Raw genomic sequence first — 26,819 nt, forward strand, 5'->3', positions numbered from 1 at the left:
CCCCGTCTCTTCAAATGGTTAAATGGCGTTTTCGGCTCTGCGGCAGGCTCTGCGGCAAATAATACCGTCGCATGCCGCCCGCCCCACGATCAGCCTCGCCGCGATAAGAATCGCGCAGACGAACATCGGATTCCTGCATCTTGTCCGTGCCTCTCGCCAGATGACCGCGTCATTTCGGCCAGATGTCGGCATCATCTCCGAACCGCGGGCAATTTCGCTTCAATTCGGCACTGTTCGGCGACCTCATCTGCGTCCCCCGCTCCGACGTCCCTGCGCCGGCGAGGGGCTTTCCTCGCCCGCCGGCCATGGTCTAAACCTGAGGTCCAAACCTGACCTGGGCGGCGCGCATGCGGCCCGCTACCAACGGGCTCGATCGCTTGACCTTCCTGCTGACTTTCCTGGCCCTCGCCATCGAGGCGTGGTTCGGCTATCCGGTCCGCCTGCTGAACCTGATCGGTCATCCGGTGATCTGGATCGGCCGGCTGATTTCAGCACTCGATCTTGCCTGGAACCGGGCCGAGCTGAGCTTCGCCAGAAGGCGCATGCGGGGCGTGATGGCGCTGCTGGTGCTGATCGCCAGCGCCGCCATTCCGGCCGCTCTCCTCGCGGATGTGCTCGACCTGTTTCCCGGTGGCATCATCCTCACGGCGATCGTCGGCTCGGCGCTGCTCGCCCGCCGTTCCCTGCATGAGCATGTGGCGGCGGTGGCGGAGGCGCTCGAGGTTCACGGGCTGGAAGCGGGGCGCGCCACGGTCTCGCGCATCGTCGGCCGCGATCCGGCGGAGCTCGATGAAGCAGGCGTGACCCGGGCGGCCATCGAAAGCCTGGCCGAGAATTTTTCCGACGGGGTGGTGGCGCCCGCCTTCTGGATGGCGATGGCCGGCCTGCCCGGCATCGCCGCCTACAAGGCGATCAATACCGCCGACAGCATGATCGGCCATCGCACGCCGCGCCACGAGGCGTTCGGCTGGGCCTCGGCACGGCTCGATGATCTCGTAAACCTGCCCGCCTCGCGGCTCTCCGGTCTGCTGATCATCGCCGCCGCGGTCTTCATGCAGGGGGCATCGCCCCTGGGCGCCTGGCGCGCGATGCGGCGCGATTCGGGCAAGCATCGCTCGCCCAATGCCGGATGGCCGGAAGCGGCCATGGCAGGCGCCCTCGGCATCGCCATCGCGGGGCCGCGCACCTATGCCGGCGTGCCCGCCGACCTGCCCTTCATGGGCGATGGCCGGCGCGAGATCGACGCCGCCGACATTCGCTCCGCCCTCCATCTTTACCGGATCGCGAACCGCCTCCTCATGGGCCTCGCCCTGTTCTGCGCGGTGCTGGTGGTCATCGCGCGAGGCTGAGCAGACGGTCGAGATCGAGATGGGCTTCCAGATGCGCGGCAAGCGCATCCAGGGTTTCGTCCACCTGCGCTTCGTATGAGACTTGCGGCGCGCCGGCGCCAAGGGCAGCGAGCCAGGCGGCGCGCTGGGCATCGTCGGCGAACAGCCCATGCACATAGCTGCCCATGATGCGCCCGTCGGGCGATGTGGCGCCATCCGCATCGCCGGTGGCGAGGCGCGAGAAGGGTCGGGCCGTGTCCGCGCCTTTGGTCTCGCCCATATGCATCTCATAGCCTGCGAAGGGCGCCTGGAGGCAGGAGTGGCCCGCAACGGCAACCAGACGCTTATCGCCAGAGAGAATGGTTTCCACATCCAGCAGGCCGAGCCCCTCCGCCCGGCCCGGCGGGCCTTCGACGCCGTCAGGATCGTCCACCCACCGTCCCAGCATCTGATAGCCGCCGCATAGCCCCAGCACCCGCCCGCCGCGCCGGGCATGGGCGATGATGTCGTGATGCAGCCCGTCGGATTTCAGCGCGGCGAGGTCGGAAATCGTGGCCTTGGAGCCGATCAGCAGCACGAGGTCGGTGTCCACCGGCACGCTCTCGGCAGGCCGCAGGCGCACCACCTCCACCGCCGGCTCCGCATCCAGCGGGTCGAGATCGTCGAAATTGGAGACATGGGGCAGGATCGGCACCGCGATCCGCACCTTGGCGTGGGGCTTTGCCGGCGGCGGTCCCTGGAGCGCCAGCGCATCTTCCGCCGGCAGGCGCGCGGCGGCGGGAAAATGTGGGATGAGGCCGAGCGCGGCCCAGCCGGTATGCCCCGCCACCAGCGCCATGCCGTCGGCGAACAAGGCGGGATCGCCCCGGAACTTATTCACCACGAAGCCGGCGATCAGCGCGGCATCCTCGATATCCAGCACCGTTTTGGTGCCGACGAGGCTGGCGATGACGCCGCCCCGGTCGATATCGCCGATCAGCACCACCGGCACGTCGGCGGCGCGGGCGAAGCCCATGTTGGCGATGTCGTTGCGCCGCAGATTGACTTCCGAGGCGCTGCCCGCCCCTTCCACCAGCACGAGGTCGGCCTCGCCCTTCAGCCGCGCGAAACTCTCCAGCACGGCGGGCATGAGGCTCTGCTTCAGGCCCTGGTAGGCGCTGGCCTTGGCGGTGGTGAGCACCCGGCCCTGCACCACCACCTGCGCACCCACCTCGCTCTGCGGCTTCAGCAGCACCGGGTTCATATGCACGCTCAAGGGCACCCGCGCGGCCCGAGCCTGAAGCGCCTGCGCGCGGCCGATCTCGCCGCCGTCGGCGGTGACGGCGGCATTGTTCGACATGTTCTGCGGCTTGAAGGGCCGCACCCGCAGGCCTCGATTGGCAAAGGCGCGGGCAAGACCGGCCACCAGCAGGCTCTTGCCCACGTCGGAGCCGGTGCCCTGGAACATCAGCGCGCGGGCGGCCATCAGAATTCGATACCGGCCTGCGCCTTCACGCCGGCGGAGAAATGATGCTTCACCAATCCCATCTCGGTCACGAGGTCCGCCGCCTCCAGAAGCTCCGACTTCGCGTTTCGGCCGGTGACGACCACATGCAGGTCGCCCCGGCGCGCCTTCAGCGTCGCGACCACGTCGGCGAGGTCGAGATAGCCGTAGCGCAGGGCGATGTTCAGCTCGTCCAGCACGATCAGGGAGAGGGTCTCGTCGGCCAGCAGCTCGCGGGCCTTGTCGAAGGCGCGGGCGGCGGCGGCGGTGTCGCGGGCGAGATCCTGCGTCTCCCAGGTGAAGCCCTCGCCCATGGTGTGCCAGCGCACGCGATCGCCGAACGCGGCGAAGGCGTCCTTCTCGCCGGTGTGCCAGGCGCCCTTGATGAATTGCACCACCCCCACCTTGCGGCCATAGCCGAGCATGCGCAGCGCCAGCCCGAAGGCGGCCGTGCTCTTGCCCTTGCCGGGGCCGGTGTGGACGATCAGCAGCCCCTTCTCCAGGGTCTTCTCCGCCACCTCGGCATCCTGCACCGCCTTGCGCTTGGCCATCTTCTCGCGATGGCGAGCGGCCTGGGCGTCGTCGCCGGCGGCATTTTCGGTTTCATCGCTCATCGGGGCGTGTCCTTCACAATCATGGGCAAGCCGGCCACCATGAAGATCACTTCATGGGCCATGGCCGCCATGCGCTGGTTGAGCCGGCCGGCGGCGTCTCGAAACCGGCGGGCGAGGGCGTTGTCCGGCACGATGCCGAGCCCCACCTCATTCGCCACCAGCACGCTGAGTCCCGTGCGGGCGGTGATGGCGTCCACAAGGCGATCCTCTTCCGCCGCGAGATCGTGCTCCGCCAGCATGTGGTTGGTGAGCCACAAGGTGAGGCAATCCAGCAGCAGCGGCATGTCGGACGGCAGGGCCCGGACGAGATCGGCAGCATCGAACGGCGCGTCGTGGGAGACCCAGCGCGCATCGCGCCGCGCCTGGTGCAGGCGGATGCGCTCGGTCATCTCGGCGTCGAAGGCCTGGGCCGTCGCCACATAGGCAAAGGGCGGGACGGCAGCTTCCACCCGCTGCTCGGCATGGCGGCTCTTGCCGGAGCGCGCGCCGCCGAGCACCAGCACGATCCGGCCGCCCGCCTCGGCCGCGATGGCGCTCAAGCCGGCACCTGGAAGTGCGGGCGGCAGGAGCTGTGGCCGGAGGCGGCCGCTAGGCGCGGACCCAACATGAGACTCTCCCTGGCCCTCCCGCCGAGAGCCGGCCTGTGGCGCCCGCGAAACGGGCTCTGCGTCCTCGGCAGGTCTCCTGGCTTGCGGATCGACGCGCCCCCACCCTTCCCGAGGCTGGCCTCAGTGGTTCGTGGGTTTGCTCTCCGCCGACAGTTGCGGGGGCAGCCGCGGCATAGGGAAAAAGCCTCCCGCACCGCGTTCCCTTTTGATCCCGAAGGAACCGACGACGCGCCGACTATAAGGCCGCCGCCCCGCGCCGCAACCGCCCGCCCCGCGATCTCAGCTTCTGGCTTTCGCAACCAGCGTCGAGGTGGACTGGCCCGGCGTCAGTTCGGCGAGCACAAGCTTTCCGCCATTGGCGATGACGATATCGGCGCCAACCACATCCTCGGGCTTATAATCCGCCCCCTTCACCAGCACGTCCGGCAGCAGGGCCGTAATGATTTCCAGCGGCGTGTCCTCCTCGAACAGCACCACCAGATCCACGCAGCGCATGGCGCCGATCACCCGCGCGCGGGCGGTCTCGTCCTGGAGCGGGCGCGTCGGGCCCTTCAGACGGCGCACCGAGGCGTCGGTGTTGAGCCCCACGACGAGGCGGTCGCCCTGGGCTGCCGCCGCTTCCAGCATGCCCACATGGCCGGGATGCAGCAGATCGAAACAGCCGTTGGTGAAGACGATGCGCGCACCGCTCGCCCGCCAGCGGTCCATGATATCGCGCGCCTTGTCGCGCGAGACGAGCGCGCCCGCCGGCTCCAGCTGCGGTACCGAGCGCTGCAGCGCGGCGGTGAGTTCGGCGCGCGTTACCACCGCCGTGCCGAGCTTGGCGACCGCAATCGCGGCAGCGGCATTAGCGACCGGAACGCTCGCTTCCAGGCTGAGCCCGCAGGCGAGCGACAAAGCGAGCGCGGCCAGCGCCGTATCGCCGGCGCCGGACACATCGAACACCTCGCGCGCCTCGGCCGGCACATGGAGCACGGTGCCGTTGCGGCGCCAGAGCGTCATGCCCTTTTCCGCCCGCGTCACCAGCACATCGCCGCCGAACTGGGCGCTCGCCGCCTGCGCCGCGCGCTCGGCGTCGGCGTCGGTCTCGTCCGGCAGGCCGGTGGCCTCGCTCAGCTCGCGCCGGTTGGGCGTCACCAAAGTCGCGCCGCGATAGACCTCGAAGGTGCGGCGCTTGGGATCGACGATCACCGGCACCCCGAGCGTCCGGGCCTCGGCCAGCACGGCGGCGACGACACGGTCGCCGAGCACGCCCTTGGCATAATCGGAAAGCACCACCACCGAGCAGCCCGCCATGGCGCGGCTGGCGGCCGCGATCAACGCGTCCTCGATAGCGGGGGATGGCGGGGCGGACATCTCGGCATCGATGCGGACGATCTGCTGGCGCCCGCTCATCACCCGCGTCTTGGTGACGGTGGGGCGGGTGGCGTCCACCACCAGGCCGGAGAGATCAATCAGCGCATAAGGAGCGAGCGCGGCGCGCAACTGGTCGGCCTCCCCATCGGCCCCGACGAGGCCCACGAGGCGGATCGGCGCGCCCATTGCGGCGGCATTGGCGGCCACGTTCGCCGCCCCGCCCGGCACGATGCGTTCCGCGCCATGCAGCAGCACCGGCACCGGCGCCTCGGGCGAGATGCGCGAAACCGAGCCGAGGATGTAGCGATCCACCATGACATCGCCGATGACGGCGACGGGACCGGGCTTGGTATCAGGAAGCATGGTGCCGGTATCCTGGGGCAAGATCAGCCCTTGCGAAGTGTGGCGTCCCGCTCATGACGCGGAATTGCGGCCGCGCAGATGCTCGGTGACATAGATCCGCACGCCGTCCTCCAGCGAGGTGAACGGGCGGGTAAAGCCTGCGGCGCGCAGTTTCGAGACGTCCGCCTGGGTGAAATATTGATACGCGTTGCGAATGGAAACCGGCATATCGACATAGGTGATGCGCGGATCCTTGCCGGCCGCCGCGAACACGGCTTTTGCGAGATCCGCGAAGCTGCGCGCCTGCCCGGTGCCGACATTGAAGATGCCGCTCGCCGCCGGCGTCTCCACCAGCCAGCGCACCACCGCGACGCAATCGCCCACATAGACGAAATCCCGCAGCTGCCCGCCGTCCTCATATCCCGGATCGTGCGACTTAAAGAGCGTCACCGCCTCGCCGGCGGCGGCGGTCGGATAGATCTTGTGGACCACCGAGCGCATGTCGTCCTTATGGGCTTCGCCCGGACCATAGACATTGAAGAAGCGCAGGCCCGCCCATTGCGGCGGCACCGGCCGCCCGGCGGCGACATCGGCCGCGAAGCGGCGGTCCGCCATCAGCTTGCTCCAGCCATAGGCATTCAGCGGCGAGAGGCGATCGAGCGCGGCGGCGCCCTCCTCGTCCCGGAAGCCGTCGGTGCCATCGCCATAGGTGGCGGCGGAGGAGGCATAGATGAAGCGGATGCCCTTGCGCGCACACTGGTCCCACAGATCCAGCGTCGGGCGGATGTTGCGGGCGACGATCTTGTCGCCATCCCGCTCCGTGGTCGCGGATATCGCGCCCATGTGGACGATCGCGCCCAGCCGTCCGCCCTCGCGTTCCACGAAGGTGGAAACCGCCTCCGGGCGGATCACGTCATCCAGCAGGATGTCGCGCAGGTTGAGCCATTTCGGGCCGTCTTCCAGCCAATCGGCAACCACCACCCGCCAGCCGTCGGCGGCAAACGCACGGGCGATGTTCGAGCCGATGAAGCCGGCGCCCCCGGTGACAAGGATCGTATCGCGGGCGGAACGGGCGGTGCGGATCATTCAGGCTACCATTCAGGACGCAGGCGGTGATGCGCTCCCGTGTGCCACGCTGCTTCCGGTCTTGTCCATCGCATCGGCATGTCCGAAGCGCAGGACATTGAGCGCGCGCCACACGTCCCGCGCGCTGAAATCGGTCAGGCAGGGTGGTCCCTCGACGAGATCGGGGGCAATCCGGCAATGGGCGCGCTCGCACGGCGCACACGGGCGCAGCGATTTCAATTCCAGAGCCTTGGGGCCGAAAAGGCCCGTCAGGCGCGGATTTGTCGGGCCATAAAGCCCGACGGTGGGCACCGCGAGCGCGGCCGCAAGATGGCCGAGGCCGGAATCGACGCTCACCACCGCCTGGGCCCGCGCAATCACCGGCGCGAGCGTGGTGATGGGGCCGGGCGGCACGATCCGCACCGAGGGGATCCGGTCTGCGATGGCGCTGGCGCGCGCGGTCTCCTCCGGGCCCTGGGCGAAGATGCGGGTTTCATAGCCCCGCTCGGCCGCCATCTGGGCGAGATCGCGCCAGTGCTTCACCGGCCAGGTCTTGGTGCGCCAGGTGGTGCCGTGCAGCATCACGATATAAGGCGGCTCGTCCCCCTGCCCTTCCGCATCGGCGGGAACAGCGAGCCCGGCGTCGGCGGTGAGCCCTTCCAGGGCATAGCCGAGGCTGGCGGCGAACAGCTTGCGCAGCCGCACCGCCATATGCTCGGTTTCCGGCACCACGTGGGTCGCGTGATAGGTGAAGGTCGCAAGGCCCTCGCGGGCGCTGCCCCGGGCAAAGCCGTGGCGCCGCCCGCGCGCGAACAGGCCGACGGCCGCGCTCTTCATCAGGCCCTGCGCGTCGATCACCACATCATAGGTTTCCGCGCGCAAGGCGGCGCGGATCGCCGCGACCGCCCCGCTGCGCAGCGCCGCCCCCGGCGCCTTGCGCAAGCGGCGCAGGGGCACCGCGATGGCGCGCCGCACGGCGGGGTGGGTCTCCACCAGGGGAACGAATGCCTCCTCCACCGCCCAATCCAGCGTGAGGCCGGGCACCGAACGCATGGCGTCGGTCACCGCCGGGAACGTGTGCACCACGTCTCCGAGCGAAGACAGCTTGACCACCAGAACCTTCATGCCCGCACGGCCCGCGCCGCCGCAAGAACCTCCTCGGGTGCGATCACTTCCAGGCAAGCCAGGGTGCCGAGCGGACATTCGCGCTTATGGCACGGGCGGCACGGCAGCTCGCGCGCGACGACACGGGCTCTTGGGCCGGTCGGCGGCGTCATCTTTTCCGAGCTGGAGCCGTAGATCACCACCAAAGGCCGGTCGAGCGCACCGGCGACGTGCATCAGGCCGGAATCGTTCGAGATCACCACATCCGCAAGGCCCAGCAGGGCGGCCGCGTCCATCAGCGTGGTCTTGCCGGCGATATTGTCCACCGGCACGCCGCTCAGCTTCACGATCTGCGCCGCGATGGAGACATCCTTCGGCCCGCCGAGGATGCGCACGCGATAGCCCGCTTCCACCGCGCGAGTGGCGAGCCGGGCGAACTTGGTGGCCGGCCATTGCTTGGCCGGTCCATATTCCGCGCCCGGGCAGAGCGCCATCACCGGCCCCTCACCGGTGAGCGGAAAACGCCCCGCGGCCGCCTCGCGCGCGCCGTCTGGCAGGAACAGGGTCGGACGCGGCGCGGCCAGCTGATCGCCGCGCGGGGCGCCCAGCGCCACGAAACGGTCGATGGTGCGCGCCGTCTTGCGATCCCGATCGGGGCGCGAATCCGTCAGCAGCAGGCTGCGGCCCTCGGCGGCATAGCCGATGCGTTCGGGAATACCGGCCGCGAAGGGCACGATGGCGGCCTTGAAGGCGCGGGGCAGGATGATGGCCTTACCATAGCCTTCCTTGCGCAGCGCGCGCCCGGCTTTCCAGCGCTCCATGAGGCCGAACTCGCCATGGCCGAGGCCGAGGGGAATGGTTCGGCGCACGCCCCGTATCAGCCGGGCGATCGGCAGCGAGGCCGGCGGCGCGATGACGTCGATGGGGCGACCGGGATCGCGGATGCGCAGGCTTTCGATCAGGCTCGCCGCCATCACCATGTCTCCGACCCAGGACGGACCGACAAGCAGGATGGGCGAATAGGAACCGATGGCGCGCATTTTGTGCTCACTTGGACCCGCGCGTCTTGGCAAGACGCGCGGTGCCCGTCAAGGCGCGATCCCGTGACGACATGCAAAGCCGCCGGAGATGGCGGGAGGGGACGGGGGATCCGACCGCCCCAGACAGGCATCACTGAACCCGGCCGCAATAAAAAAGGCGCCGGCAATGCGGCGCCTTTTCAAGAAAACAACGAAGAGACCCGATCAGGCCGCCTTGTTGAGGGTCTTTTCCACGCCGGCCTTGATGGGCTCGGAGGATTCGGTCGCGATCTTCTGCGCGAGGGCCGACAATTCCTTCGCCTGGCCGGAAAGCGCATCGAACTGGTGGCGCAGGTGAGCGGTGGACAGTTCCACGGCTTCCGCTGCCGACTTCGCCGAAACCACCGACGCGAAGAAATCGAACGCGGCATTCACGTTCGAGCGCAGGATTTCGAGCGACTTGAGATTGTATTCGGAGACACCCTTGCTCGCGGTCGAATAGCTGTCTTCAAGGATATCGCTGGTCTGCGTCGCAGCGGCCTTGAGCTTTTCGTAATTGTCGCGATAGCTCTCGACGCTCTTTTCCGCCATTTCGCGGAAAGCGGCCGGAACTTCCATCTTGGCGAACGCGCCGTTGGCAGCGCTCATCTGGTCCTGGAAGGCTTTGGCAAAGGTGTCGTTCATTGGTTTCCTCGGCGGTGGCTTGGCTTCAATTCAGGCCCGCGCAGGCCAAAAAGCGCGCTCGAACATTGCCGAAGCGACTTTTCTGCCCTCAGCCTCGACCCCGCGACACTATAGCCTAAAAAGTGTGCGGCACAAAAATAATTTTTGCGCCGCACAACAAACACGCCCGTCTAATCAGTAAGTCCGGTTCGGATCTTGGGTCTGATCGAACTGATTGGCGGCCTGCTGGGTCGCGTTCTGCGCGTCATGCGCGGCGGCGGTGCCGGCCGCCTGGGCGGACTCGGCGGTGGACTTGGCATGCTGCGCCGCGGCAGCGCCAAGGGCCTGGACGCGCTCCGCGAGCGCGCGGGCATGCTCGTCCAGCGAGCGCACCGTGGATTCACCGAGGTTGCGCGCGTCCGAACCGAGCGCGGCCGCCTGGCTGGCCACCGCCTGAACCTGCGCGGTGACGAATTCCGCCTGCAAGGACAGAACTTCCTGGGGGCTCTTGGCGCGCACCAGCTTGTTCAGAAAGTCAAAGCTGGCATTCACGTTGGACTCGACCAGCCCGAGGGTTTTCTGACGCAGTTCACGGATACCGGAGCGCACTTCTTCGATCCGACCTTCCGACTCGTTCACGGCGCTGCGGGCCGTATCGAACAAGGTATCGAAGGCCTGGCGCGCCTGCGTGACGTTCTTTTCGGCAATGGCCCTCAATTCCGCGGGCAGCTCAAGATCGGGACCCAATTTCGTGGTCATCGTCGTCACTCCTCGGACTTTTGGGGAGATCAGCCAACGGCGCCGGCCGCTCCAACCGCATCTTAATCTATCTCAGCCCATGCGCCGCAATATGAAACATTAATGCGACGGCTACGGGTTTGCGGTACTGTTAAGGTTTATCTGCCAGCATAGAATGCAGGTTGCTGGGATGAAGGTCGAGATGGGCCGGCCTAAAAACAAGGGGTGTCATTCGCGGTGATGAGCGAACACACGTCGCGCCTCTTGGCATTGAACGAACCGGCGCTCGCTCCTCTGCGACGCGACGACCTTCCCTCGTTCCTGGTATCCGTCCGGGACAGCAAGATTATTGCCGCCACCGCCGCGTGCGCAAAGCTTGGACTGCGCGAAGATCAGCCGGCGCCGAAATCTGTGCTGGACATCATGCGTCAGGTCGCCGCCGACGCAAACGGCGTGCGACATCTGGAACGGGTCCGCCTGCCGGCGCAATTGAGCGCGCGTATGTTCTCCTGCGCGTGCCTGTCCTCGCCGCTCGGACGCCTGGTGGTGTTTGTCGACCCCGAAGCCCTCGCGCCGCAGACCAACCCGCCCGTGCGCGAGACGCCCGCAGCGAAGGCTATGGACATGACGCAGGAGCCGCGCCCGGTGCGCTTCACATGGGAAGCGGACGGCGCCGGGGTGATCCGTTTTCTCTCGGAATCCGCTGTCGACGGCCTGGGCCTGCGGCTCGGCGGATGGCTTGGGCGCAGCTTCCGGCAATTGGCGGACGCCGGCCTGCTGCGCGATAGCACAGCCATCGACGCGGCGATCGAGGCGGGAACAAGCTTCGCCGACGTGCTCGTCCATACGCAGGAGCCGCACCCGCGCCGGATCGTGCTCGGCGGCATGCCGCTGCTGGATGGAATGCGCCGCCGGATCGGCGTTCGCGGCTTTGGAATCCTGTGGCCGCGCTCCGCCTTCGATGATACGCCGGCGGGCATGGCCAAGGGTGGTGAGCGCGACGATGCGCCGGTGAATGTCGTGCCGCTGCGGGGCGGTCCGCTCACGCAGCGGGAGCGCTCTGCGTTTCACGAGATCGCCCGCACGCTTCACGAGGCGGTGAACGGCTGGAATGCACCGCAGCCGACGCGCGAGGCCGGAGCGATGCCGCTCCCGTCGGACGATGATGACGGCGAGGGCCCGAACTTCGACCGCCCGGAGCGCGCCAGCGCACCCGACAGCGCCCACGCAAGCGATGCGGATGCCGCCGGGGACACCGGGGACGCTCTCTCTCGGAGGGTGGATACCGATCGGCAGGACGCGCCATTCCCGGCACCCGACCATATCCTTGCCCGCCCTCCCCTTTCCCCGGACGTCCTCGGCCCGGATGAGGCCGCCCCCACGGCCACCGGCCGGGCTGGGATTGAATCCGCCGACAGCTTGCTGGATCGGCTGCCGCTCGGCATCGCCGTTCAGCAGCAGGGGCGCTTCGTGCGCGTCAATCGCACCATTCTCGGTTGGGCGGGCGTGGAGGATGTGCAGGAATTCCAGAGCACCGGCGGCGTCGCGGCGCGCCTGTGGCGCGTCGGCACCGATGGCCAGTTGCATTTCGCCCGTGCCGAGGGCGAAGCCCTGCCGGTGGAGGTGCGCCTGGTCTCCGCGCCCTGGAACGGGGAGACCGCCCTGGTGCACCTCGTGCGGGCCATCGAGGCCCCCGCGCCGGACGACACCGCAGCCCATGCGCGGGTGCGCCATCGGGTGCGTCATGAGGCGCTGGACCTCATTCCCGTGCCGGTTGCCTTGCTCGATGCCTCGGGCACGGTGGATTATCTGAACCGCGCCGCACTCCGCATCGGCGGCCGCGACCGCGACACGCGGGTCGGCACCGCCTTCGCCACGCTATTCCACACGGACGACCGGCATTTGGTGGAGGCCCTGTTCGCCTCGGCCGCGGGCGCACCGGATGGCCGGGTCGCCCTCTCCGGCGTTCGGCTTGAGGGTGACGACGGCCACCCGTTGCTCGACGTAACGATTGCGCGGACCGAGCGGTCCCCTGACCTGCCGGTGTATTGCGCCGTGTTCCGCGAAAGCGGGACCGACCAGGACACCACCGCGTCGCGGCCCGAACGGGATACCGATGCGCTGCTACGCCGGCTCTCCCACGGCGTGCGAGAGCCCCTGAACGTGATGTTCGGCTTCGTGGAAGCGGTTCGCTCGGGTGCGTTCGGCGCCATCGGCACGCGCCGCTACAGCAAGCTTGCGGAAGGCGCCGTGCTCGCCGGACGGCAGCTGATGGCGACGCTTGAGGATATCGAGGGCCTGATCGCGCCTCCCGGCGAGCCGGTTCGCACGGTGCTGGACATCAACGCGCTGGTGGATGAGGCCGTCTCCCATCTGACCGGAATGGCGCAACGCCGGCGCATTCTCATCCGGCGTGATTTTCACCCGCACGCCACCATCCGCTGCGACGGCGCCCGCACCGCGCTGATGCTGCGCCTGCTGCTGGAAGAAGCCCTGCGCGGTACGCCGGAAGGGCAATATGTGCTGATTTCGACCCTCGGGGAGCCGAGCGAGGCGGACGGAGCGACGACCTCCGTGGCAGTTCTCATCCGCGATGAGGGCGCCAGTCTCTCGGAGGAGGAAATCGCACAGGCGCTCGACGTCACCCGCCATGCCATGGTCGCCGACCGCTTCGGAACCGCCGGCCTGCCGTTCCGTATGGCGCGGATCGCCGCACTGGCGCGCAGCGTCGGCGGCGCGCTGAACTTGCGGCGCGGTATCGAGGGCGGGATGCTCAGCGAGCTGCGCCTGCCGAAGTGAACGCCGGCGGCTATTTCCGCTGCGTAGTGCTCGTGCCCCTAAAATAGAACAATTCGAAGGTTTAGTTTTAAAGCCTTCCAATGTCGCCTGCCGGTCCCACATTGAGGGGGTAATGGCATTGACGAGGCGCGCAGGCGTCTGCCAGAAATAACACAGTTACGGTGTTGTTTAGAGTTTCTCTAAGCAACGGAGATCTTGGTCGAGCCATGATCGTTTGTTCGTGCAACGTGTTTTCTGATCATCAGGTCCGCGACGCCCTGGCGTCATCGGGCGGCGTCCGCTCGCCGGGCGAGGTGTATCGGTGTCTCGGCTGTTCGCCTCAGTGCGGACGGTGCGCGCGTACTATTCGCGCCATCATGGATCAGGTACAAAGCTCCTGCTCGTCCTGCCCCGCCGAATGCCCGGCTGCCGCGCTCACCGGCCGGCTTATCGCAGCGGAATGAGGGAAATCCCGGAGTAGCCGCGGACTTGCTCTTAGTTTAGAACTTCTCTAACTATATTTCCAGTGAGACGGTCCCATGCGGCGCCGCTTTAAGGAGTTGTGGACATGAAGGGTGATGCCAAGGTCATCGAGTATCTGAACCGGGGCCTTCGTTCGGAGCTCACCGCGATCAACCAGTACTGGTTGCATTACCGCATGCTCGACAATTGGGGCTACAAGGCCCTGGCCAAGAAGTGGCGCGCCGAGTCCATCGAAGAGATGGTGCACGCCGACAAGTTCGTGGACCGCATCCTGTTCCTCGACGGCTTCCCGAACCTGCAGGTGCTCGACCCGCTGCGCATCGGCCAGGACGTGAAGGAAATTCTCGACGCGGATCTCGCCGCCGAGCAGGAAGCCCGCGCCCTGTATCAGGAAGCTGCGGCTTACTGCCATTCCGTAAAGGATTTCCCGAGCCGCGACCTGTTCGAAGAGCTGATGACGGATGAGGAAGGCCACATCGACTTCCTCGAAACCCAGCTCGACCTCGTCGCCAAGCTCGGCCTGCCGCTCTATGCGCAGCATCACATCGGCGAGCTCGACGAGCACTGAGCTTTTTGCTTCCCAAAGTGTCAAAGCCCGGCGATCGCGCCGGGCTTTTTCTTTTTCGGACCGCCGACATCTTGTTTAGATATCCTCTAACCTTTTGTCTTCACACGCTCTTTCGTTGACGCTGCGTAGCCGGGCGCGTTAGCGATCAAGCTGAGATTGGCAGCGCGTGCCGCTGCCGCATCGCTTGATGAGGCGTGTCGATGTCCAGGAAAACTTGGTCCGGGAAAGCTTGCTCCCCTCTTCTTCTCGCCGCCTGTGGCTGGGCCATGCTGTCCGCCGCGCCCGCGACGGCGGAAGAGGTGGTGAATGTCTATACCACCCGTGAGCCCGGCCTTTCGGCCCCGTTGTTCGACGCTTTCACCAAGGCCACTGGCATCACGGTCAACAGCGTGTTCGTGAAGGACGGGCTGGCCGAGCGCGTGAAGGCTGAAGGCGCCGCCTCACCCGCCGATGTGCTGATGACCGTCGACGTGGGCAATTTGCTGGACGTGGTGGACGCCGGCGTAACCCAGCCGGTGGAAACCGCGACCCTCACCGCCGCCGTGCCCGCCAATCTGCGCGATCCGGCGGGAAACTGGTACGCCCTCTCCATGCGCGCCCGCCTGGTCTATGAGGCGAAGGACGTGAAGCTGGCCAACTTCCATTATGAGGATCTGGCCGATCCCAAATGGAAGGGCAAGGTCTGCATCCGCTCGGGCCAGCACCCATATAATGTCGCCCTGACCGCCGCTTATATCGTGCATCACGGCGAGGCGAAGACCGAAGAATGGCTGCGCGGCCTCAAGGCCAATCTCGCCCGCAAGGCCACCGGCGGCGACCGCGAGGGCGCGCGCGACATCCTCGGCGGCATCTGCGACATCGCTGTCGGTAATTCCTATTACGTCGGGCTCATGCGCTCAGGCAAGGGCGGGCCGGACCAGAAGAAGTGGGGCGATGGCATCGACGTGGTGCTGCCCACCTTCGAGGGCGGCGGCACACATGTGAACGTCTCTGGCGCGGCGGTGGCGAAGAACGCGCCCAACAAGGCCAACGCCATCAAGCTGCTGGAATTCGCCGTCTCGCCTGACACGCAGCACATCTATGCCCAGCAGAACATGGAATATCCGATCCTGGCCGATGCCAAGGTCGACCCCATCATCGGCGCGCTCGGGCCGCTGAAGGTCGATTCCATCTCGCTTGTCGACATCGCCAAGGCGCGCAAGAAGGCCAGCGAGCTGATCGACAAGGTCGGCTTCGACAATTGATCGCCGCACGATCGTGAGCGACGCGACCTTCGAGCAGAAACCAGGGACCCTGCCCGGCCGTAAATCCCTTCAGCTGTCGGGCACCGCCAAGGTGTCCCGGCTTCTGATCGGGGCTGGGGCGGTGGCCGGCTTCGTGCTGCTGCCGGTGGTCGCGCTGGTCGAAATCGCGTTGCAGGGGTCCGGCGATCTATGGCCGCACCTCGTGGAATCGGTGCTCCCTTTTGCCCTCGGGCAGACGCTGGCTCTTCTGGTGGGAGTGGGCATCGCCACCGTTCTCCTGGCGGTGCCATGCGCCTGGCTGGTGGCGACCTGCGATTTTCCCGGCCGCAAGGTGCTGGACTGGGCCCTGCTGCTGCCGCTGGCCGTGCCGAGCTATATCGTCGCCTATTCCTATCTCGACGTGTTGCACCCGCTCGGCCCGGTGCAGAGCGCGATTCGCTGGGCGCTCGGCATTTCCAGCCCGCGCGGCCTGCATCTGCCGGATGTGCGCTCGGTGGGCGGCTGCATCTTCGTGCTGAGCTGCGTGCTGTACCCCTATGTGTATTTTTCCGCCCGCGCGAGTTTCATCGTGCAATCGGCGGCCGCGCTGGAAGTGGCGCGCACCCTCGGGGCAAGCCGCATGCGCACGATCCTGCGCATCGCCCTGCCGCTGGCACGCCCGGCCATCGTCGCCGGCGTCACGCTGGTTCTGCTTGAGACGCTGGGCGATATCGGCGCTTCCGAATTCCTCGGCATGCGCACCCTGACGGTTTCGATCTACACCACCTGGGTGAACCGGGCGAACCTGCCCGGCGCGGCGCAGATCGCTTTGGTGATGCTGGTGCTCGTGCTCGCGGTCATCCTTACCGAGCGCTGGGCACGCCGGGGGGCGCGCTATGTCGCCACCGGATCCACGCGTCCCCAATCGCCGCTGCGGCTGAACGGGGGCGCCGGGTTGGCCGCCACCGCATTCTGCTGCGTGCCGATCCTGCTGGGCTTCGTGGTGCCGGTGCTGCATCTGGCGACGGCCGCCGCGCAGCGCATCGAGTTCAGCGGATTTTCCGGCAGCATCCTGGTCGAAACACGCAACAGCGCGCTGCTCGCCCTTTCGGGCACGCTGGTCGCGCTCGCGCTCGGATCCGTGGTCGCCATGGCCCAGCGGCTGACGCGTTCGCGGCTGGCGGTGTGGTTCGCGCGCATCGGCGGCCTCGGTTATGCGGTGCCGGGAACGGTGCTCGCCATCGGCCTGCTGACGCCGCTCGCCGGGTTCGACAATGCGGTGAACCGGGCGATGACATCCCTGTTCGGCGTGTCCACCGGATTGCTGCTCTCGGGCTCCGGCGCAGCGCTGGTGATTGCCTATGCCATCCGCTTCCTCACCATCCCCATCGGCGGGCTGGAGGCAGGCTATTCCAAGCTTTCGCTGCATCTCGACATGGCCGCGCGCAGCCTTGGCTGCTCGCAGCGGGCAACCGTGCGGCGCATCCATCTGCCGCTGCTGCGCCCGGCGCTGGCCACCGCCGCCCTCATGGTGTTCGTGGACGGCATGAAGGAACTGCCCGCGACGCTGCTGCTGCGCCCGCTCGGGGTCGAGACGCTGGCGACCCACATCTATGCGGAAGCCGCCCGCAGTACCTACGAGGACGGAGCACTGGCGGCCTTGCTGATCGTGCTGGTGGGACTGGCGCCCGTGATCCTGCTGGCGCGGGTTTCGCGGGCCGGCGTCCCGACCTCCACCAGCCGCAGCCCCGCGAGCCCGAGCCCGGCGGCCGATCCACGCTGAGGAGGGCCGAAGCGGCTCGGCGATCTCAAACACAGAGGCGTGCCATGGGGATCACCCACGACACGCCTCTCTTTCAACTTGCGCTGCCTTTCAGCCGACAGGCGCTCAGCTGCGCAGGCTTTGCAGGTCCTGATACTGGAACAGGGCCTCGGGGTTCGCGAGCGCGTCGGTGTTCTTCACCGGACGCCCGTGGACGATCTCGCGCACCGCAAGCTCGGTGATCTTGCCCGAGCGCGTGCGGGGAATATCGTCCACCTGCACCACCTTGGCGGGCACATGGCGCGGGCTGGCGCCGGTGCGGATCTGGCCCTTGATGCGGGCGATCAGGGCATCGTCCAGCTTGATGCCCTCGCGCAGCCGCACGAACAGCACCACGCGCACGTCATTGTCCCAGTCCTGGCCGATGGCGACCGATTCCATCACCTCGGGGATCTGCTCCACCTGGGCATAGATTTCCGCCGTGCCGATGCGCACGCCCTGCGGGTTCAGCGTGGCGTCCGAGCGGCCGAGGATGATGATGCCGCCGTGCTCTGTCCACATGGCGAAATCGCCATGGCACCAGATGTTCGGAAAGCGCTCGAAATAGGCGGCGTGATACTTCGCGCCCTCCGGGTCGTTCCAGAACTTCACGGGCATGGAGGGGAAGGGCTTGGTGCAGACCAGCTCGCCACGCTCCTGGCGCACCGGAACGCCCTCTTCCGACCACACGTCCACCGCCATGCCGAGGCCCGCCGCCTGGATCTCGCCGGCCCACACGGGCGCAGTGGGATCGCCCAGCACGAAGCAAGAGATGATGTCCGTGCCGCCGGAGATGGAGGCGAGATGCACGTCCTTCTTGATGGCCTCATAGACGTATTCGAAGCCCTCGGGCGCCAGCGGCGAGCCCGTGGAGGTGATCAGCTTCACCGACGAGAGGTCGTGGGTGTCGCAGGGGCGGATCCCCTCCTTGTGCAGCGAATCGATATATTTGGCCGAGGTGCCGAACAGCGTGAACTTCTCGTCCTGGGCATAATCGAACAGCACCTGGGGCGTCGGGGCGAAGGGAGAACCATCGAACAGGCACAGGGTCGCGCCGATGCCGAGTCCGGATACGAGCCAGTTCCACATCATCCAGCCGCAGGTGCTGAAATAGAACAGCCGGTCACCGGCGTTCGAATCGCACTGATAGCGGTGCTCCTTGAGGTGCTGGAGCAAGGTCCCGCCGACCCCGTGGACGATGCACTTTGGCACGCCCGTCGTGCCGGAGGAGAAGGCAATGTACACGGGGTGGTTGAACGGCACCCGCTCGAACGTGACCGCAGCCGCCGTGAACGGCGCGATGAAGGCGGGGAAGCTGGTGGCGCGCGGCAGCTTGGCGGCCACCTCGTCGGCGCAGTCCAGATAGGGCACGATGACGACCTTCTGGGCGGTGGGCAGCCCGGCCGCCACCTGCACCAGCTTGTCGCCGATATCGACCCGCTTGCCGTTGTACCAATAACCGTCGCAGGCGAAGAACACCTTGGGCTCGATCTGGCCGAACCGATCCAAGACGCCACGCTCGCCGAAATCGGGAGAACAGGAGGAGAAGATCGCGCCGAGCGAGGTGACGGCGAGCATGATGGCCACCGTTTCCGGCATGTTGGGCATCATCGCCGCGACCCGGTCGCCCACGCCGACGCCTTCCGCCTTCAGCGCCTGCTGGATGCGCGAGGTCAGGGCGTGCAATTCATCAAAGGACAGGCGCTTCTTCACCTTGTCCTCGCCGCGGAATACAATCGCGGTCTCGCCACCATGCTTGCGCAGCAGGTTTTCGGCGAAATTCAGCTTGGCATCGGGGAAGAATTGCGCGCCCGGCATCTTGTCGCCGTCGACAAGGCGCTGGACACCCTTTTCGCCGATCACGGCGCAGTCGTCCCACACCATGTCCCAGAAATCGGCCGGGTTGGCGATGGTCCAGGCGTGGAGGTCGGCATAGGACGCAAGAGACTGGCCGTGCTTGCTGTTGACCGCGCCGATCAGCGCCGTGACATGGGTGCGAGCGATGCGCTCGGCATCCGGTTTCCACAGCATGTGTTCCCGTTGAGTCACGATGCCCTCCCTGAATGTGCCGCCGCGTGCCACGGCAGTTGGATGCTGCCTAGACATAGCCCCTGGATAAGCCATCTGCTAGCGGGTGCATCGGGCTGTGCAGCCATCAAACCGACACAGACCCCGAAGAATGTCCCAGCTCCCTGGGAGAAGTGATAGAAGCTTTTCGGCTCGGTGCGGCACGAGCCCAGACCCAAACCCGAAGACCGGATGAATACGTGGTGATTTTCGGTGCAACGGCCCGGCGGTTGATGTTGATTCTGGCCGCGACCGCATGTGTGCTCGCAGCCGTCTGCGTCGCCGCAATGGTCCTCGTTCCCGCCCTGGTGCCGGCCCATGAAGTGCGGCGCCTGGCGGATGAAGCCCTGTTGCGCGCAACTGGAGGGGTGGCTCGGATCGCGGATGCCGACGCCGACGCGGACCCGAATGCGGAGGCGCCGGGAGTTGCCCTCCTGCCGTCGCCGCGCCTGATCCTCGGCAAGTTCGCGGTGGCCCTCGGCGACGGCGCGGTGTTCGATGCCGAAGGCGCGGTGGCGCGTCTGCGCCTGCTGCCGCTGCTGCTCGGGCAGATGGAAGTGGCGGACATCACGCTGCTGCGCCCCACCCTGCTCATGACCGGCAAGCACCTGCCCCGCGCGCTGCGCCTCGGCCCGCTGGTGGGAGACGTCGACGTTCCCGAACTGCGCCTGCGTGGCGGCACGATCGCGATGCGCAGCCCCGAGGGCCTCACGCAGGAATTGATCAGCGACATAGATGCCTCGCTCGACCGCTCCTCCGGCACGGCGCTCGCGCTGACGCTGGGCTTCACCTGGCGGGACCGGCAGGTCGAAGGCCGCATCGCGATCGCCGACGCTGCGGCCTTTCTCGCCGGTCGTGCAAGCGAAAGCCGGGTGGATCTCTCCACCGGAACCTCCTGGCTGCGCTTCCGCGGCCTGGCCTCCGGCGGGGACACCCCGAGCCTGCTGGGCGACGCCTCCGGCGAGACGAGCGCCCTGCGCGGCCTGCTCGACTGGGTCGAGCTGCCGACGCCCACCTCCGGCGGGTTCGGGCGCTTTTCCTTTTCCGGCAAGGTGTCCGCCAATCCGCGCGAAATCTCCCTGACGCCCGCCAATGCGGAACTGGACGGCAATCGCAGCGAAGGAGCGCTCTCCGTCAAGCTCGACGGGCCCCGTCCCTCGGTGCAGGGCACATTCGCCGCCGACAGCCTGAACGTGACCCCTTACGGACGGCTGGTCCTGACGGATGAGAGCGGCACGGGCTGGGATCGCGGCACGCTCTCCACAAACGGCCTGAAAGCGGTGGATGTGGACCTGCGGCTCTCCGCCGGGACCGTGCGCGCCGACGACCGGACATTCGAGCGCGTCGCCACCAGCGCCACCTTGCGCGCGGGCCGTCTGGTTCTCGCGCTGGGCAATGTCCAGGCCTGGGGCGGTGCGGTGCGCGCCTCCCTGACCCTCGCCCCCCGTCCTGATGGCGCCGAGGGCATCCTGGTCCATCTCGAGGGCGATGCCATGGATGTCGCGCTGGACCAGGCGCTCGACGATCTCGCCGGCCTGCGCAAGCTGGAAGGCAAGGGCGATCTTCAGCTGCTGCTGGAAGGATCCGGGGAGAGCGTGTTCAAGATCGCCCAGAGCCTGCATGGCCGCGTCGCCCTCTCGGGCAAGGCGGGCGCCGTGGTCGGGCTGGATGTGGCGCAGGCGCTCAAGCGCATCGAGCAGCGCCCACTTTCGGCCGGCGGCGACCTGCGCGGCGGCCGCACCGCCTATGACGCGCTTTCAGCGAAGCTGACGATCGCCAATGGCATGGCCAATGTGGATGAAGGGCGCCTCGAGGCCAAGCAGGTGCGGGTCAATGTCAGCGGGACCGTCTCGATCATCCTGCGTGACCTGGATCTGCATGGGAAGGCCGGGCTGATGCCCGCGGCCGGCGGCAGCGGCGACAAGCTCGCGTTCGATCTGCCGTTCCTGGTCCAAGGCCCCTGGACCAGCCCCAATGTGATGATCGACCCGCAGAGCCTCATCCGCCGGTCAGGGGCGGCCCAGCCCTTGCTCGATGCGGTGCGCGCGCGCGGTTCGGGCGAAGCGGCCGTGCGCTCGGTCATCGAGCAATTGGCGAAGCCTTCGTCCGCCACCCTCCCGGCGAACTGACCTTATCCTTCCACCGGCATGTCGGAGGCCGGGGATCGGCTCGCGGGGGCGGGTTCATGGCGCGGTGCGAACGGCGCCTCCTGGGCCGGCCTGGGCTCCGCGCCATCGCTTCGCAGGCGCGCGAACAGGAAATGATCTTCCCAGGTGCCGTTGATGCAGAGATATTCGCGCGCGAACCCCTCGGAGACGAACCCGAGTTTCCGCAGCAGCTTGATCGAGGCGACATTATTGGTCATGCACGCAGCCTCGATGCGGCGCAGGTGCAGCACGTCGTATGCGACCGGGATCAGGGCGGCGACGGCCGCCGTCATATAGCCCTGCCCCGCATGGCGCACGCCCATCCAATAGCCGAGGCTGGCGGCCTGGCACACGCCGCGCCGCACGTTCGACAAGGTGAGCCCGCCGACGAGACAATGGTCGGTCGCCCGGAAGATGAACAGCGGATAGGCTTCGTCGCGCTGCATATCGCGCGCGTAATGCCGCAGACGGCGGCGAAAGGCCCCCTTGGTGAGATCGTCCACGGGCCAGAGCGGCTCCCACGGGGTGAGGAAATCACGGCTTTCCTCCCGCAGGGCCTGCCAGCTCGCAAAGTCCTTCATCTGGGGCACACGCAGATAGACGCCTTCGCCCATGATGGCATGCAACACGCTTTGCTCGAAGACTGAACTGAACAACCACATGCGCCGGTCCGCCACCGCGAGGACAGATGTGCGTCACCGCGACATCAAACGTTCCACAACCCGCGCCGCTGGTTCAAGCCCCTTTCCCGGCCCGATCGCCGACAAGGTGGGGCGCGCGTGGGCCAGCAGATCCCGCGCGCTGGCGCGCACGCTCTCCACCGTGACGGCTTCGACCTTGGCGACGATTTCCTCCACCGGAATGATCCGGTCGAACCCGAGGATCTGCCGCGCCGCCTGATCGGCCCGCGCGCCGGAGCTTTCCTGCGCGGTCAGGACGCCCACTTTCATCTGCGCCTTGGCGCGGTTCACTTCCACTTCGCTGGCGCCCTCGGCGAGGGCAAGCAACTGGTCGATGACCACATCGGTCAATTCGCCGACATCGCCCTGGTCCGTGCCCGCATAAATGCCGAACAGGCCGGTGTCCGCATAGGCCCAGTGAAAGGCGTAGATCGAATAGCACAGGCCCCGCGTCTCGCGCACTTCCTGGAACAGGCGCGAGGACATGCCGCCGCCGAGCACGTTCGTCAGCACTTGCAGCGCGTGATAGCCGGGGTCGGTGTAGGACCGTCCCTCGAGCCCCAGCACGATGTGGACCTGCTCCAGATCGCGCGGCGTGAGCACCGTTCCCCCGCCATAAGCGGCAAGCGGCGTCGCCGGCTTCTGCCCCGGGCCGATGGCGCGCAGCCGCGTGCTGGCCTCGCGCACCAGATGATCGTGATCCACGGCACCGGCAGCGGACACCACCATGCGCGGGCCGCGATAGCTGCGCTCCAGATAGGCGCCAAGCCCGGCGGGATTGAAGCCGCGCACCGTTTCCGGCGTACCGAGAATGGACCGCCCGATCGCCTGCTCCGGGAACGCCCGCTCCTGGAACAGGTCGAACACCAGGTCGTCGGGGGTGTCCTGCACCGCGCCGATTTCCTGCACGATCACATTCTGCTCGCGCACCAGCTCGTCCGGGGCAAAGGCCGGCTCGGTGAGAATATCGGAGAGGATGTCGAGCCCGAGCCCGAGATCCTCGCCCAGCACGCGCACGTTGTAAGAGGTGTGCTCGACCGAGGTGGCGGCATTGATGTCGCCGCCCACCTGCTCGATTTCCTCGGCGATGCGGCGGGCGGAGCGCCGCCGCGTGCCCTTGAACGCCATGTGCTCGAGCAAATGGGAGATGCCGTGCTCGTTCTCCTGCTCGTCCCGCGCGCCCGCCCCGACCCAGATGCCGAGCGAGACCGTGCCGAGATGCGGCATGGGATCGGAAAGAACGGTGATTCCGTTGTCGAGGGTGGTGCGCAGGACGCTCATGCCGCGGCGCCCGACGTGATGCGGGAATGGCTGGAGATGAAGCTTTCGATGGCCGCAAGATCATTGGGCAAGATGGTGGTCTTCTCCTTGCGGGTCATCAGGTCCGCCATGTGGGCGGGCAGCGCGGGGCGCTTGCCGGTGGCGGCTTCCACCACATCGGGGAACTTGGCCGGATGGGCGGTGGACAGGATCACCTGCGGAATGCGGGAATTGTGCTCCACCTTGCCGGCCACCGCGAGCGCGACGGCGGTGTGCGGGTCGATCACATAGTCGGCCTCGCGATAGGTGCGCGTGATCGTGGCGAGCGTTTCCGGCTCGTCCGCCCGGCCGGCGGAGAAGTCCCCACAGATCGTGGCCTGGGCCTCGCGCGGCAAGGTGAAGGCGCCGGACTGGGTCAGCGATGCCATCAATTGGCGCAAGGCGGCGGAATCGCGATTGAGCGCCTCGAACAGGACGCGCTCGAAATTCGACGAGACCTGGATATCCATGGAGGGCGAGGACGAGGGCTGCACACCACGCACCTCGTAGCGCCCGCTCTCCAGCGTGCGGGCGAGGATGTCGTTCACATTGGTGGCGATGGTGAGGTCGTGGATCGGCAATCCCATGCGCTTGGCGACCCAGCCGGCCAGGATGTCGCCAAAATTGCCGGTGGGCACGACGAACGAGACTTCCCGCGCCGGGGCGCCCAGCGCCGTGGCGGCATAGAAATAATAGACCACCTGGGCGACGATGCGCGCCCAATTGATGGAATTCACCCCCGCGAGCGCCATGCGGTCGCGGAAGCCGTGGTGGTTGAACATGCCCTTCACCAGGGCCTGGCAATCGTCGAACGTGCCTTCCACCGCGATGGCATGGACGTTGTGCGCGCCCACTCCGGTCATCTGCCGGCGCTGCACCTCCGACACGCGGCCATGGGGATAGAGGATGAACACATCCACCGCATCGGAATGGCGGAACGCCTCAATGGCGGCGCTGCCGGTATCGCCCGAAGTGGCGCCGACGATGGTCGCCCGCGCGCCGCGGGCGGAGAGCACATGGTCCATCAGCCGCGACAGCAGCTGCATGGCCACGTCCTTGAACGCAAGCGTCGGGCCGTGGAACAGCTCCAGCACGAAGCGGTTGGGACCGAGCTGAACCAGGGGCGTGGTCGCTGGGTGGCGGAAATTGCGATAGGCGTCCTCGATCATCAAATCGAGCGCGGCCTGGGGAATAGCGCCGGCCACGAACGGCGAAATGATCTTGCGGGCCACCTCGGCATAGGGCCGGCCCGCCAGCGCCGCGATTTCTTCAGCCGTGAGGGTTGGCCAGCTTTCCGGCACATAAAGGCCGCCGTCACGGGCAAGGCCCGCCAGCAAGGCATCGGCGAAGGACAAAGGCGGCGCCTCGCCGCGCGTGGACACGTACAGCACTCATGTTCTCCGGGCATCGGCGTCCTCGGACGCCCCCAACCTAACCCCGCGAAGCCGTTGCGGGAAGGCGCGGCCGACATGATGCCGCGCCTGTGCGCCGCGTCTTATCCGGCATTGCGTCTTGAAGCCAGCCCGCTGCACCCGCCGTCATGCAAATGCGCACATGGACTGAGCGCGCGCGGCGCTACCGAAAGCGGCCTCGATCTGATACAGGGCTCGCCTTGCCGATAATGAAAAGAGCGCCGCGATGATCCCCCGCTATAGCCGCCCGGAAATGGCCAGCCTCTGGTCCCCTGAAGCGCGTTTCCGCATCTGGTTCGAGATCGAGGCCCATGCCGCCGATGCCATGGCCGAGCTTGGCATCGTGCCGAAGGAAGCCGCCGCCAAGATCTGGGAACTGGGCCGGGACGCCGAATTCGACGTGGACCGCATCGACGCCATCGAGCGGGACGTGAAGCATGACGTCATCGCCTTCCTCACCCATCTGTCCGAGATCGTCGGGCCCGAAGCGCGGTTCGTGCACCAGGGCATGACCTCGTCCGACGTGCTCGACACCTGCCTCGCGGTGCAACTGGCGCGCGCCTCGGACCTGCTCCTTGCCGATATCGACCATTTGCTGGCGGTGCTGGAGCGGCGCGCGTTCGAGCACAAGCTGACCCCGACCGTCGGCCGCTCGCACGGCATCCATGCCGAGCCCACCACGTTCGGCATCAAGCTCGCCATCGCCCATGCCGAATTCCAGCGTGCCCGGACCCGCCTCGTGGCGGCGCGCGCGGAAATCGCGACCTGCGCCATTTCCGGGGCCGTGGGCACCTTCGCCCATGTGGATCCCCGCGTGGAGGAGCATGTCGCCGCCAAGATGGGGCTGAGCGTGGAGACCGTCTCCACCCAGGTGATCCCGCGCGACCGGCATGCCATGTTCTTCGCGACCCTCGGCGTGATCGCCTCTTCGGTCGAGCGGCTGGCCACCGAAATCCGTCATCTCCAGCGCACCGAGGTGCTGGAGGCGGAGGAATATTTCTCCGAGGCGCAGAAGGGCTCCTCGGCCATGCCCCACAAGCGCAACCCGGTGCTCACCGAAAACCTCACCGGCCTTGCCCGCATGGTGCGCGCCTATGCGCTGCCGGCCATGGAGAATGTGGCGCTCTGGCACGAGCGCGATATCTCGCACTCCTCGGTGGAGCGCATGATCGGCCCGGACGCGACCGTAACGCTGGACTTCGCCCTCGCCCGTCTTGCCGGCGTGGTCGACAAGCTGGTGGTGCATGCCGACAACATGCAGAAGAACATGGATAAGCTCGGCGGCCTCATCCATTCCCAGCGCGTTCTGCTGGCGCTGACCCAGAAGGGAGCGAGCCGCGAGGACAGCTATCGGCTCGTCCAGCGCAACGCGATGCGCGTATGGCGCGGCGAAGGCGATTTCCGCACCTTCCTGCTGAATGACGCGGACGTGCGCGCCTATCTGAGCGAGGACGACATCAACGAGAAGTTCGATCTCGGCTATCACCTCAAGCATGCCGATACGATCTTCAAGCGCGTATTCGGGCGCGCGTGATCTCTCGACCGGCAGGCTGAAAACAAAAATGCCCGGGCTTGCCCGGGCATTTTCATTTCAAGATTGGGAAGAACGCGAAATCAGCCGATCGCGCGGTCGCGCACCGGCACGCCCTTTTCCTCGAACAGCGGAATCAGCTCGCCAGCCTGGAACATCTCGCGCACGATGTCACAGCCGCCGAGGAATTCTCCCTTCACATAGATCTGGGGGATGGTCGGCCAGCTGGCATATTCCTTGATGCCCTGGCGCAGCTCGTCGGATTCCAGGACATTGATACCCTTATAGGCGACGCCCACATGGTCCAGGATCTGCACGACCTGGCCGGAAAAGCCGCACATGGGAAACTGCGGCGTGCCCTTCATGAACACGACCACGTCGTTGTCCTTGACCTCACGGTCGATGAATTCGCGAATGCTCATATCTCTAGTCCAGATTGGTCCGAAGACACCGGTTCATGCCGAGAACATCGGGCTTGAGAGCACAAAGTGCAAGGGCGGGACACGGCGG

22 protein-coding genes and 1 riboswitch are annotated in these 26,819 nt (G+C 67.0%); of the genes, 8 read left to right on the forward strand and 14 right to left on the reverse strand.

Annotated features, from left to right (window positions below; genetic code table 11):
- Positions 1–377 precede the first annotated feature (377 nt).
- Positions 378–1,349, forward strand: coding sequence for an adenosylcobinamide-phosphate synthase CbiB (gene cbiB, locus V5F78_RS08765; protein WP_394071839.1), 972 nt, complete (start codon positions 378–380; stop codon positions 1,347–1,349).
- On the opposite strand, the gene V5F78_RS08770 is transcribed toward cbiB, so the two are convergent.
- From V5F78_RS08770 to V5F78_RS08810, 9 genes are all read right to left on the reverse strand, one after another.
- The gene (locus V5F78_RS08770; RefSeq protein ID WP_394071827.1) at positions 1,333–2,793 is read right to left on the reverse strand and encodes a cobyric acid synthase; all 1,461 of its coding nucleotides are present in this window, start codon (positions 2,791–2,793) and stop codon (positions 1,333–1,335) included. The genes cbiB and V5F78_RS08770 overlap by 17 nt on opposite strands.
- Positions 2,793–3,425 (reverse strand): cob(I)yrinic acid a,c-diamide adenosyltransferase, encoded by a 633-nt coding sequence (gene cobO, locus V5F78_RS08775; protein ID WP_394071826.1) that lies wholly within the window; start codon positions 3,423–3,425, stop codon positions 2,793–2,795. Before cobO ends, V5F78_RS08770 begins: the two co-directional genes overlap by 1 nt.
- Positions 3,422–3,964: a bifunctional adenosylcobinamide kinase/adenosylcobinamide-phosphate guanylyltransferase gene (gene cobU, locus V5F78_RS08780; protein ID WP_394071825.1), complete on the reverse strand. Its 543-nt coding sequence runs from the start codon at positions 3,962–3,964 to the stop codon at positions 3,422–3,424. Before cobU ends, cobO begins: the two co-directional genes overlap by 4 nt.
- Before the next feature lie 118 nt (positions 3,965–4,082).
- A riboswitch (cobalamin riboswitch) is annotated at positions 4,083–4,273 on the reverse strand.
- Positions 4,274–4,312: 39 nt separating this feature from the next.
- Complete coding sequence (gene rfaE1 / locus V5F78_RS08785; protein WP_394071824.1) at positions 4,313–5,752, reverse strand: D-glycero-beta-D-manno-heptose-7-phosphate kinase; 1,440 nt, start codon at positions 5,750–5,752, stop codon at positions 4,313–4,315.
- A gap of 51 nt (positions 5,753–5,803) precedes the next feature.
- Positions 5,804–6,817, reverse strand: coding sequence for an ADP-glyceromanno-heptose 6-epimerase (gene rfaD, locus V5F78_RS08790; protein WP_394071823.1), 1,014 nt, complete (start codon positions 6,815–6,817; stop codon positions 5,804–5,806).
- Positions 6,818–6,829: 12 nt separating this feature from the next.
- Positions 6,830–7,909, reverse strand: a complete 1,080-nt coding sequence (waaC, locus tag V5F78_RS08795) for a lipopolysaccharide heptosyltransferase I (RefSeq protein ID WP_394071822.1) — start codon at positions 7,907–7,909, stop codon at positions 6,830–6,832.
- An 8-nt stretch (positions 7,910–7,917) separates the two neighbouring features.
- Positions 7,918–8,940 carry a lipopolysaccharide heptosyltransferase II gene (waaF, locus tag V5F78_RS08800; RefSeq protein WP_394071821.1) on the reverse strand — a complete coding sequence of 341 codons (1,023 nt, stop codon included), beginning with the start codon at positions 8,938–8,940 and terminating at the stop codon, positions 7,918–7,920.
- Between the two features lie 204 nt (positions 8,941–9,144).
- Positions 9,145–9,603, reverse strand: a complete 459-nt coding sequence (locus tag V5F78_RS08805) for a phasin (RefSeq protein ID WP_394071820.1) — start codon at positions 9,601–9,603, stop codon at positions 9,145–9,147.
- A 174-nt stretch (positions 9,604–9,777) separates the two neighbouring features.
- A complete protein-coding gene (locus tag V5F78_RS08810; RefSeq protein WP_394071838.1) occupies positions 9,778–10,341 on the reverse strand; it encodes a phasin family protein in 564 nt (187 codons plus the stop codon).
- Positions 10,342–10,560: 219 nt separating this feature from the next.
- Between V5F78_RS08810 and V5F78_RS08815 the strand changes: the two genes are divergently transcribed.
- The 5 genes from V5F78_RS08815 to V5F78_RS08835 all read left to right on the forward strand — a co-directional run bounded on the left by V5F78_RS08815 (position 10,561) and on the right by V5F78_RS08835 (position 17,155).
- A complete protein-coding gene (locus V5F78_RS08815; protein ID WP_394071819.1) occupies positions 10,561–13,119 on the forward strand; it encodes a hypothetical protein in 2,559 nt (852 codons plus the stop codon).
- 206 nt (positions 13,120–13,325) lie between these two features.
- The gene (locus tag V5F78_RS08820; RefSeq protein ID WP_394071818.1) at positions 13,326–13,562 is read left to right on the forward strand and encodes a (2Fe-2S)-binding protein; all 237 of its coding nucleotides are present in this window, start codon (positions 13,326–13,328) and stop codon (positions 13,560–13,562) included.
- Positions 13,563–13,666: 104 nt separating this feature from the next.
- The gene (bfr, locus tag V5F78_RS08825) at positions 13,667–14,149 is read left to right on the forward strand and encodes a bacterioferritin (RefSeq protein WP_348848115.1); all 483 of its coding nucleotides are present in this window, start codon (positions 13,667–13,669) and stop codon (positions 14,147–14,149) included.
- A gap of 266 nt (positions 14,150–14,415) precedes the next feature.
- Complete coding sequence (locus V5F78_RS08830; protein WP_394071817.1) at positions 14,416–15,393, forward strand: extracellular solute-binding protein; 978 nt, start codon at positions 14,416–14,418, stop codon at positions 15,391–15,393.
- Between the two features lie 13 nt (positions 15,394–15,406).
- Complete coding sequence (locus V5F78_RS08835; RefSeq protein WP_394071816.1) at positions 15,407–17,155, forward strand: ABC transporter permease; 1,749 nt, start codon at positions 15,407–15,409, stop codon at positions 17,153–17,155.
- A gap of 105 nt (positions 17,156–17,260) precedes the next feature.
- On the opposite strand, the gene V5F78_RS08840 is transcribed toward V5F78_RS08835, so the two are convergent.
- Positions 17,261–19,204, reverse strand: coding sequence for an acetoacetate--CoA ligase (locus V5F78_RS08840; RefSeq protein ID WP_394071837.1), 1,944 nt, complete (start codon positions 19,202–19,204; stop codon positions 17,261–17,263).
- A gap of 236 nt (positions 19,205–19,440) precedes the next feature.
- Between V5F78_RS08840 and V5F78_RS08845 the strand changes: the two genes are divergently transcribed.
- On the forward strand, positions 19,441–21,369 hold the full coding sequence (locus V5F78_RS08845) for an AsmA family protein (protein WP_394071815.1): 1,929 nt from the start codon (positions 19,441–19,443) through the stop codon (positions 21,367–21,369).
- A 2-nt stretch (positions 21,370–21,371) separates the two neighbouring features.
- Here V5F78_RS08845 and V5F78_RS08850 read toward each other — a convergent pair whose 3' ends face one another.
- The 3 genes from V5F78_RS08850 to thrC form a co-directional block, all read right to left on the reverse strand.
- Positions 21,372–22,016 (reverse strand): GNAT family N-acetyltransferase, encoded by a 645-nt coding sequence (locus V5F78_RS08850; protein ID WP_509276726.1) that lies wholly within the window; start codon positions 22,014–22,016, stop codon positions 21,372–21,374.
- A 66-nt stretch (positions 22,017–22,082) separates the two neighbouring features.
- Positions 22,083–23,348 carry a M16 family metallopeptidase gene (locus V5F78_RS08855; protein ID WP_394071813.1) on the reverse strand — a complete coding sequence of 422 codons (1,266 nt, stop codon included), beginning with the start codon at positions 23,346–23,348 and terminating at the stop codon, positions 22,083–22,085.
- Positions 23,345–24,757: a threonine synthase gene (thrC, locus tag V5F78_RS08860; protein ID WP_394071812.1), complete on the reverse strand. Its 1,413-nt coding sequence runs from the start codon at positions 24,755–24,757 to the stop codon at positions 23,345–23,347. Before thrC ends, V5F78_RS08855 begins: the two co-directional genes overlap by 4 nt.
- A gap of 247 nt (positions 24,758–25,004) precedes the next feature.
- Here thrC and purB point away from each other — a divergent pair, with 247 nt between their 5' ends.
- The gene (gene purB / locus V5F78_RS08865; RefSeq protein ID WP_394071811.1) at positions 25,005–26,312 is read left to right on the forward strand and encodes an adenylosuccinate lyase; all 1,308 of its coding nucleotides are present in this window, start codon (positions 25,005–25,007) and stop codon (positions 26,310–26,312) included.
- A gap of 80 nt (positions 26,313–26,392) precedes the next feature.
- On the opposite strand, the gene grxD is transcribed toward purB, so the two are convergent.
- Positions 26,393–26,731 carry a Grx4 family monothiol glutaredoxin gene (gene grxD / locus V5F78_RS08870; RefSeq protein ID WP_394071810.1) on the reverse strand — a complete coding sequence of 113 codons (339 nt, stop codon included), beginning with the start codon at positions 26,729–26,731 and terminating at the stop codon, positions 26,393–26,395.
- Positions 26,732–26,819 lie beyond the last annotated feature (88 nt).

This window comes from Roseixanthobacter glucoisosaccharinicivorans, from assembly GCF_043195095.2.
Lineage (GTDB): Bacteria > Pseudomonadota > Alphaproteobacteria > Rhizobiales > Xanthobacteraceae > NCEH01.

Coding starts and splice junctions, on each gene's coding strand:
- cobO (WP_394071826.1), bottom strand. CDS start 3,425: ATGAGCGATGAAACCGAAAATGCCGCCGGCGACGACGCCCAGGCCGCT.
- V5F78_RS08840 (WP_394071837.1), bottom strand. CDS start 19,204: ATGCTGTGGAAACCGGATGCCGAGCGCATCGCTCGCACCCATGTCACG.
- V5F78_RS08830 (WP_394071817.1), top strand. CDS start 14,416: ATGCTGTCCGCCGCGCCCGCGACGGCGGAAGAGGTGGTGAATGTCTAT.
- V5F78_RS08820 (WP_394071818.1), top strand. CDS start 13,326: ATGATCGTTTGTTCGTGCAACGTGTTTTCTGATCATCAGGTCCGCGAC.
- rfaE1 (WP_394071824.1), bottom strand. CDS start 5,752: ATGCTTCCTGATACCAAGCCCGGTCCCGTCGCCGTCATCGGCGATGTC.
- V5F78_RS08805 (WP_394071820.1), bottom strand. CDS start 9,603: ATGAACGACACCTTTGCCAAAGCCTTCCAGGACCAGATGAGCGCTGCC.
- V5F78_RS08855 (WP_394071813.1), bottom strand. CDS start 23,348: ATGAGCGTCCTGCGCACCACCCTCGACAACGGAATCACCGTTCTTTCC.
- grxD (WP_394071810.1), bottom strand. CDS start 26,731: ATGAGCATTCGCGAATTCATCGACCGTGAGGTCAAGGACAACGACGTG.
- V5F78_RS08810 (WP_394071838.1), bottom strand. CDS start 10,341: ATGACCACGAAATTGGGTCCCGATCTTGAGCTGCCCGCGGAATTGAGG.
- rfaD (WP_394071823.1), bottom strand. CDS start 6,817: ATGATCCGCACCGCCCGTTCCGCCCGCGATACGATCCTTGTCACCGGG.
- V5F78_RS08770 (WP_394071827.1), bottom strand. CDS start 2,793: ATGGCCGCCCGCGCGCTGATGTTCCAGGGCACCGGCTCCGACGTGGGC.
- purB (WP_394071811.1), top strand. CDS start 25,005: ATGATCCCCCGCTATAGCCGCCCGGAAATGGCCAGCCTCTGGTCCCCT.
- V5F78_RS08815 (WP_394071819.1), top strand. CDS start 10,561: ATGAGCGAACACACGTCGCGCCTCTTGGCATTGAACGAACCGGCGCTC.
- waaF (WP_394071821.1), bottom strand. CDS start 8,940: ATGCGCGCCATCGGTTCCTATTCGCCCATCCTGCTTGTCGGTCCGTCC.
- bfr (WP_348848115.1), top strand. CDS start 13,667: ATGAAGGGTGATGCCAAGGTCATCGAGTATCTGAACCGGGGCCTTCGT.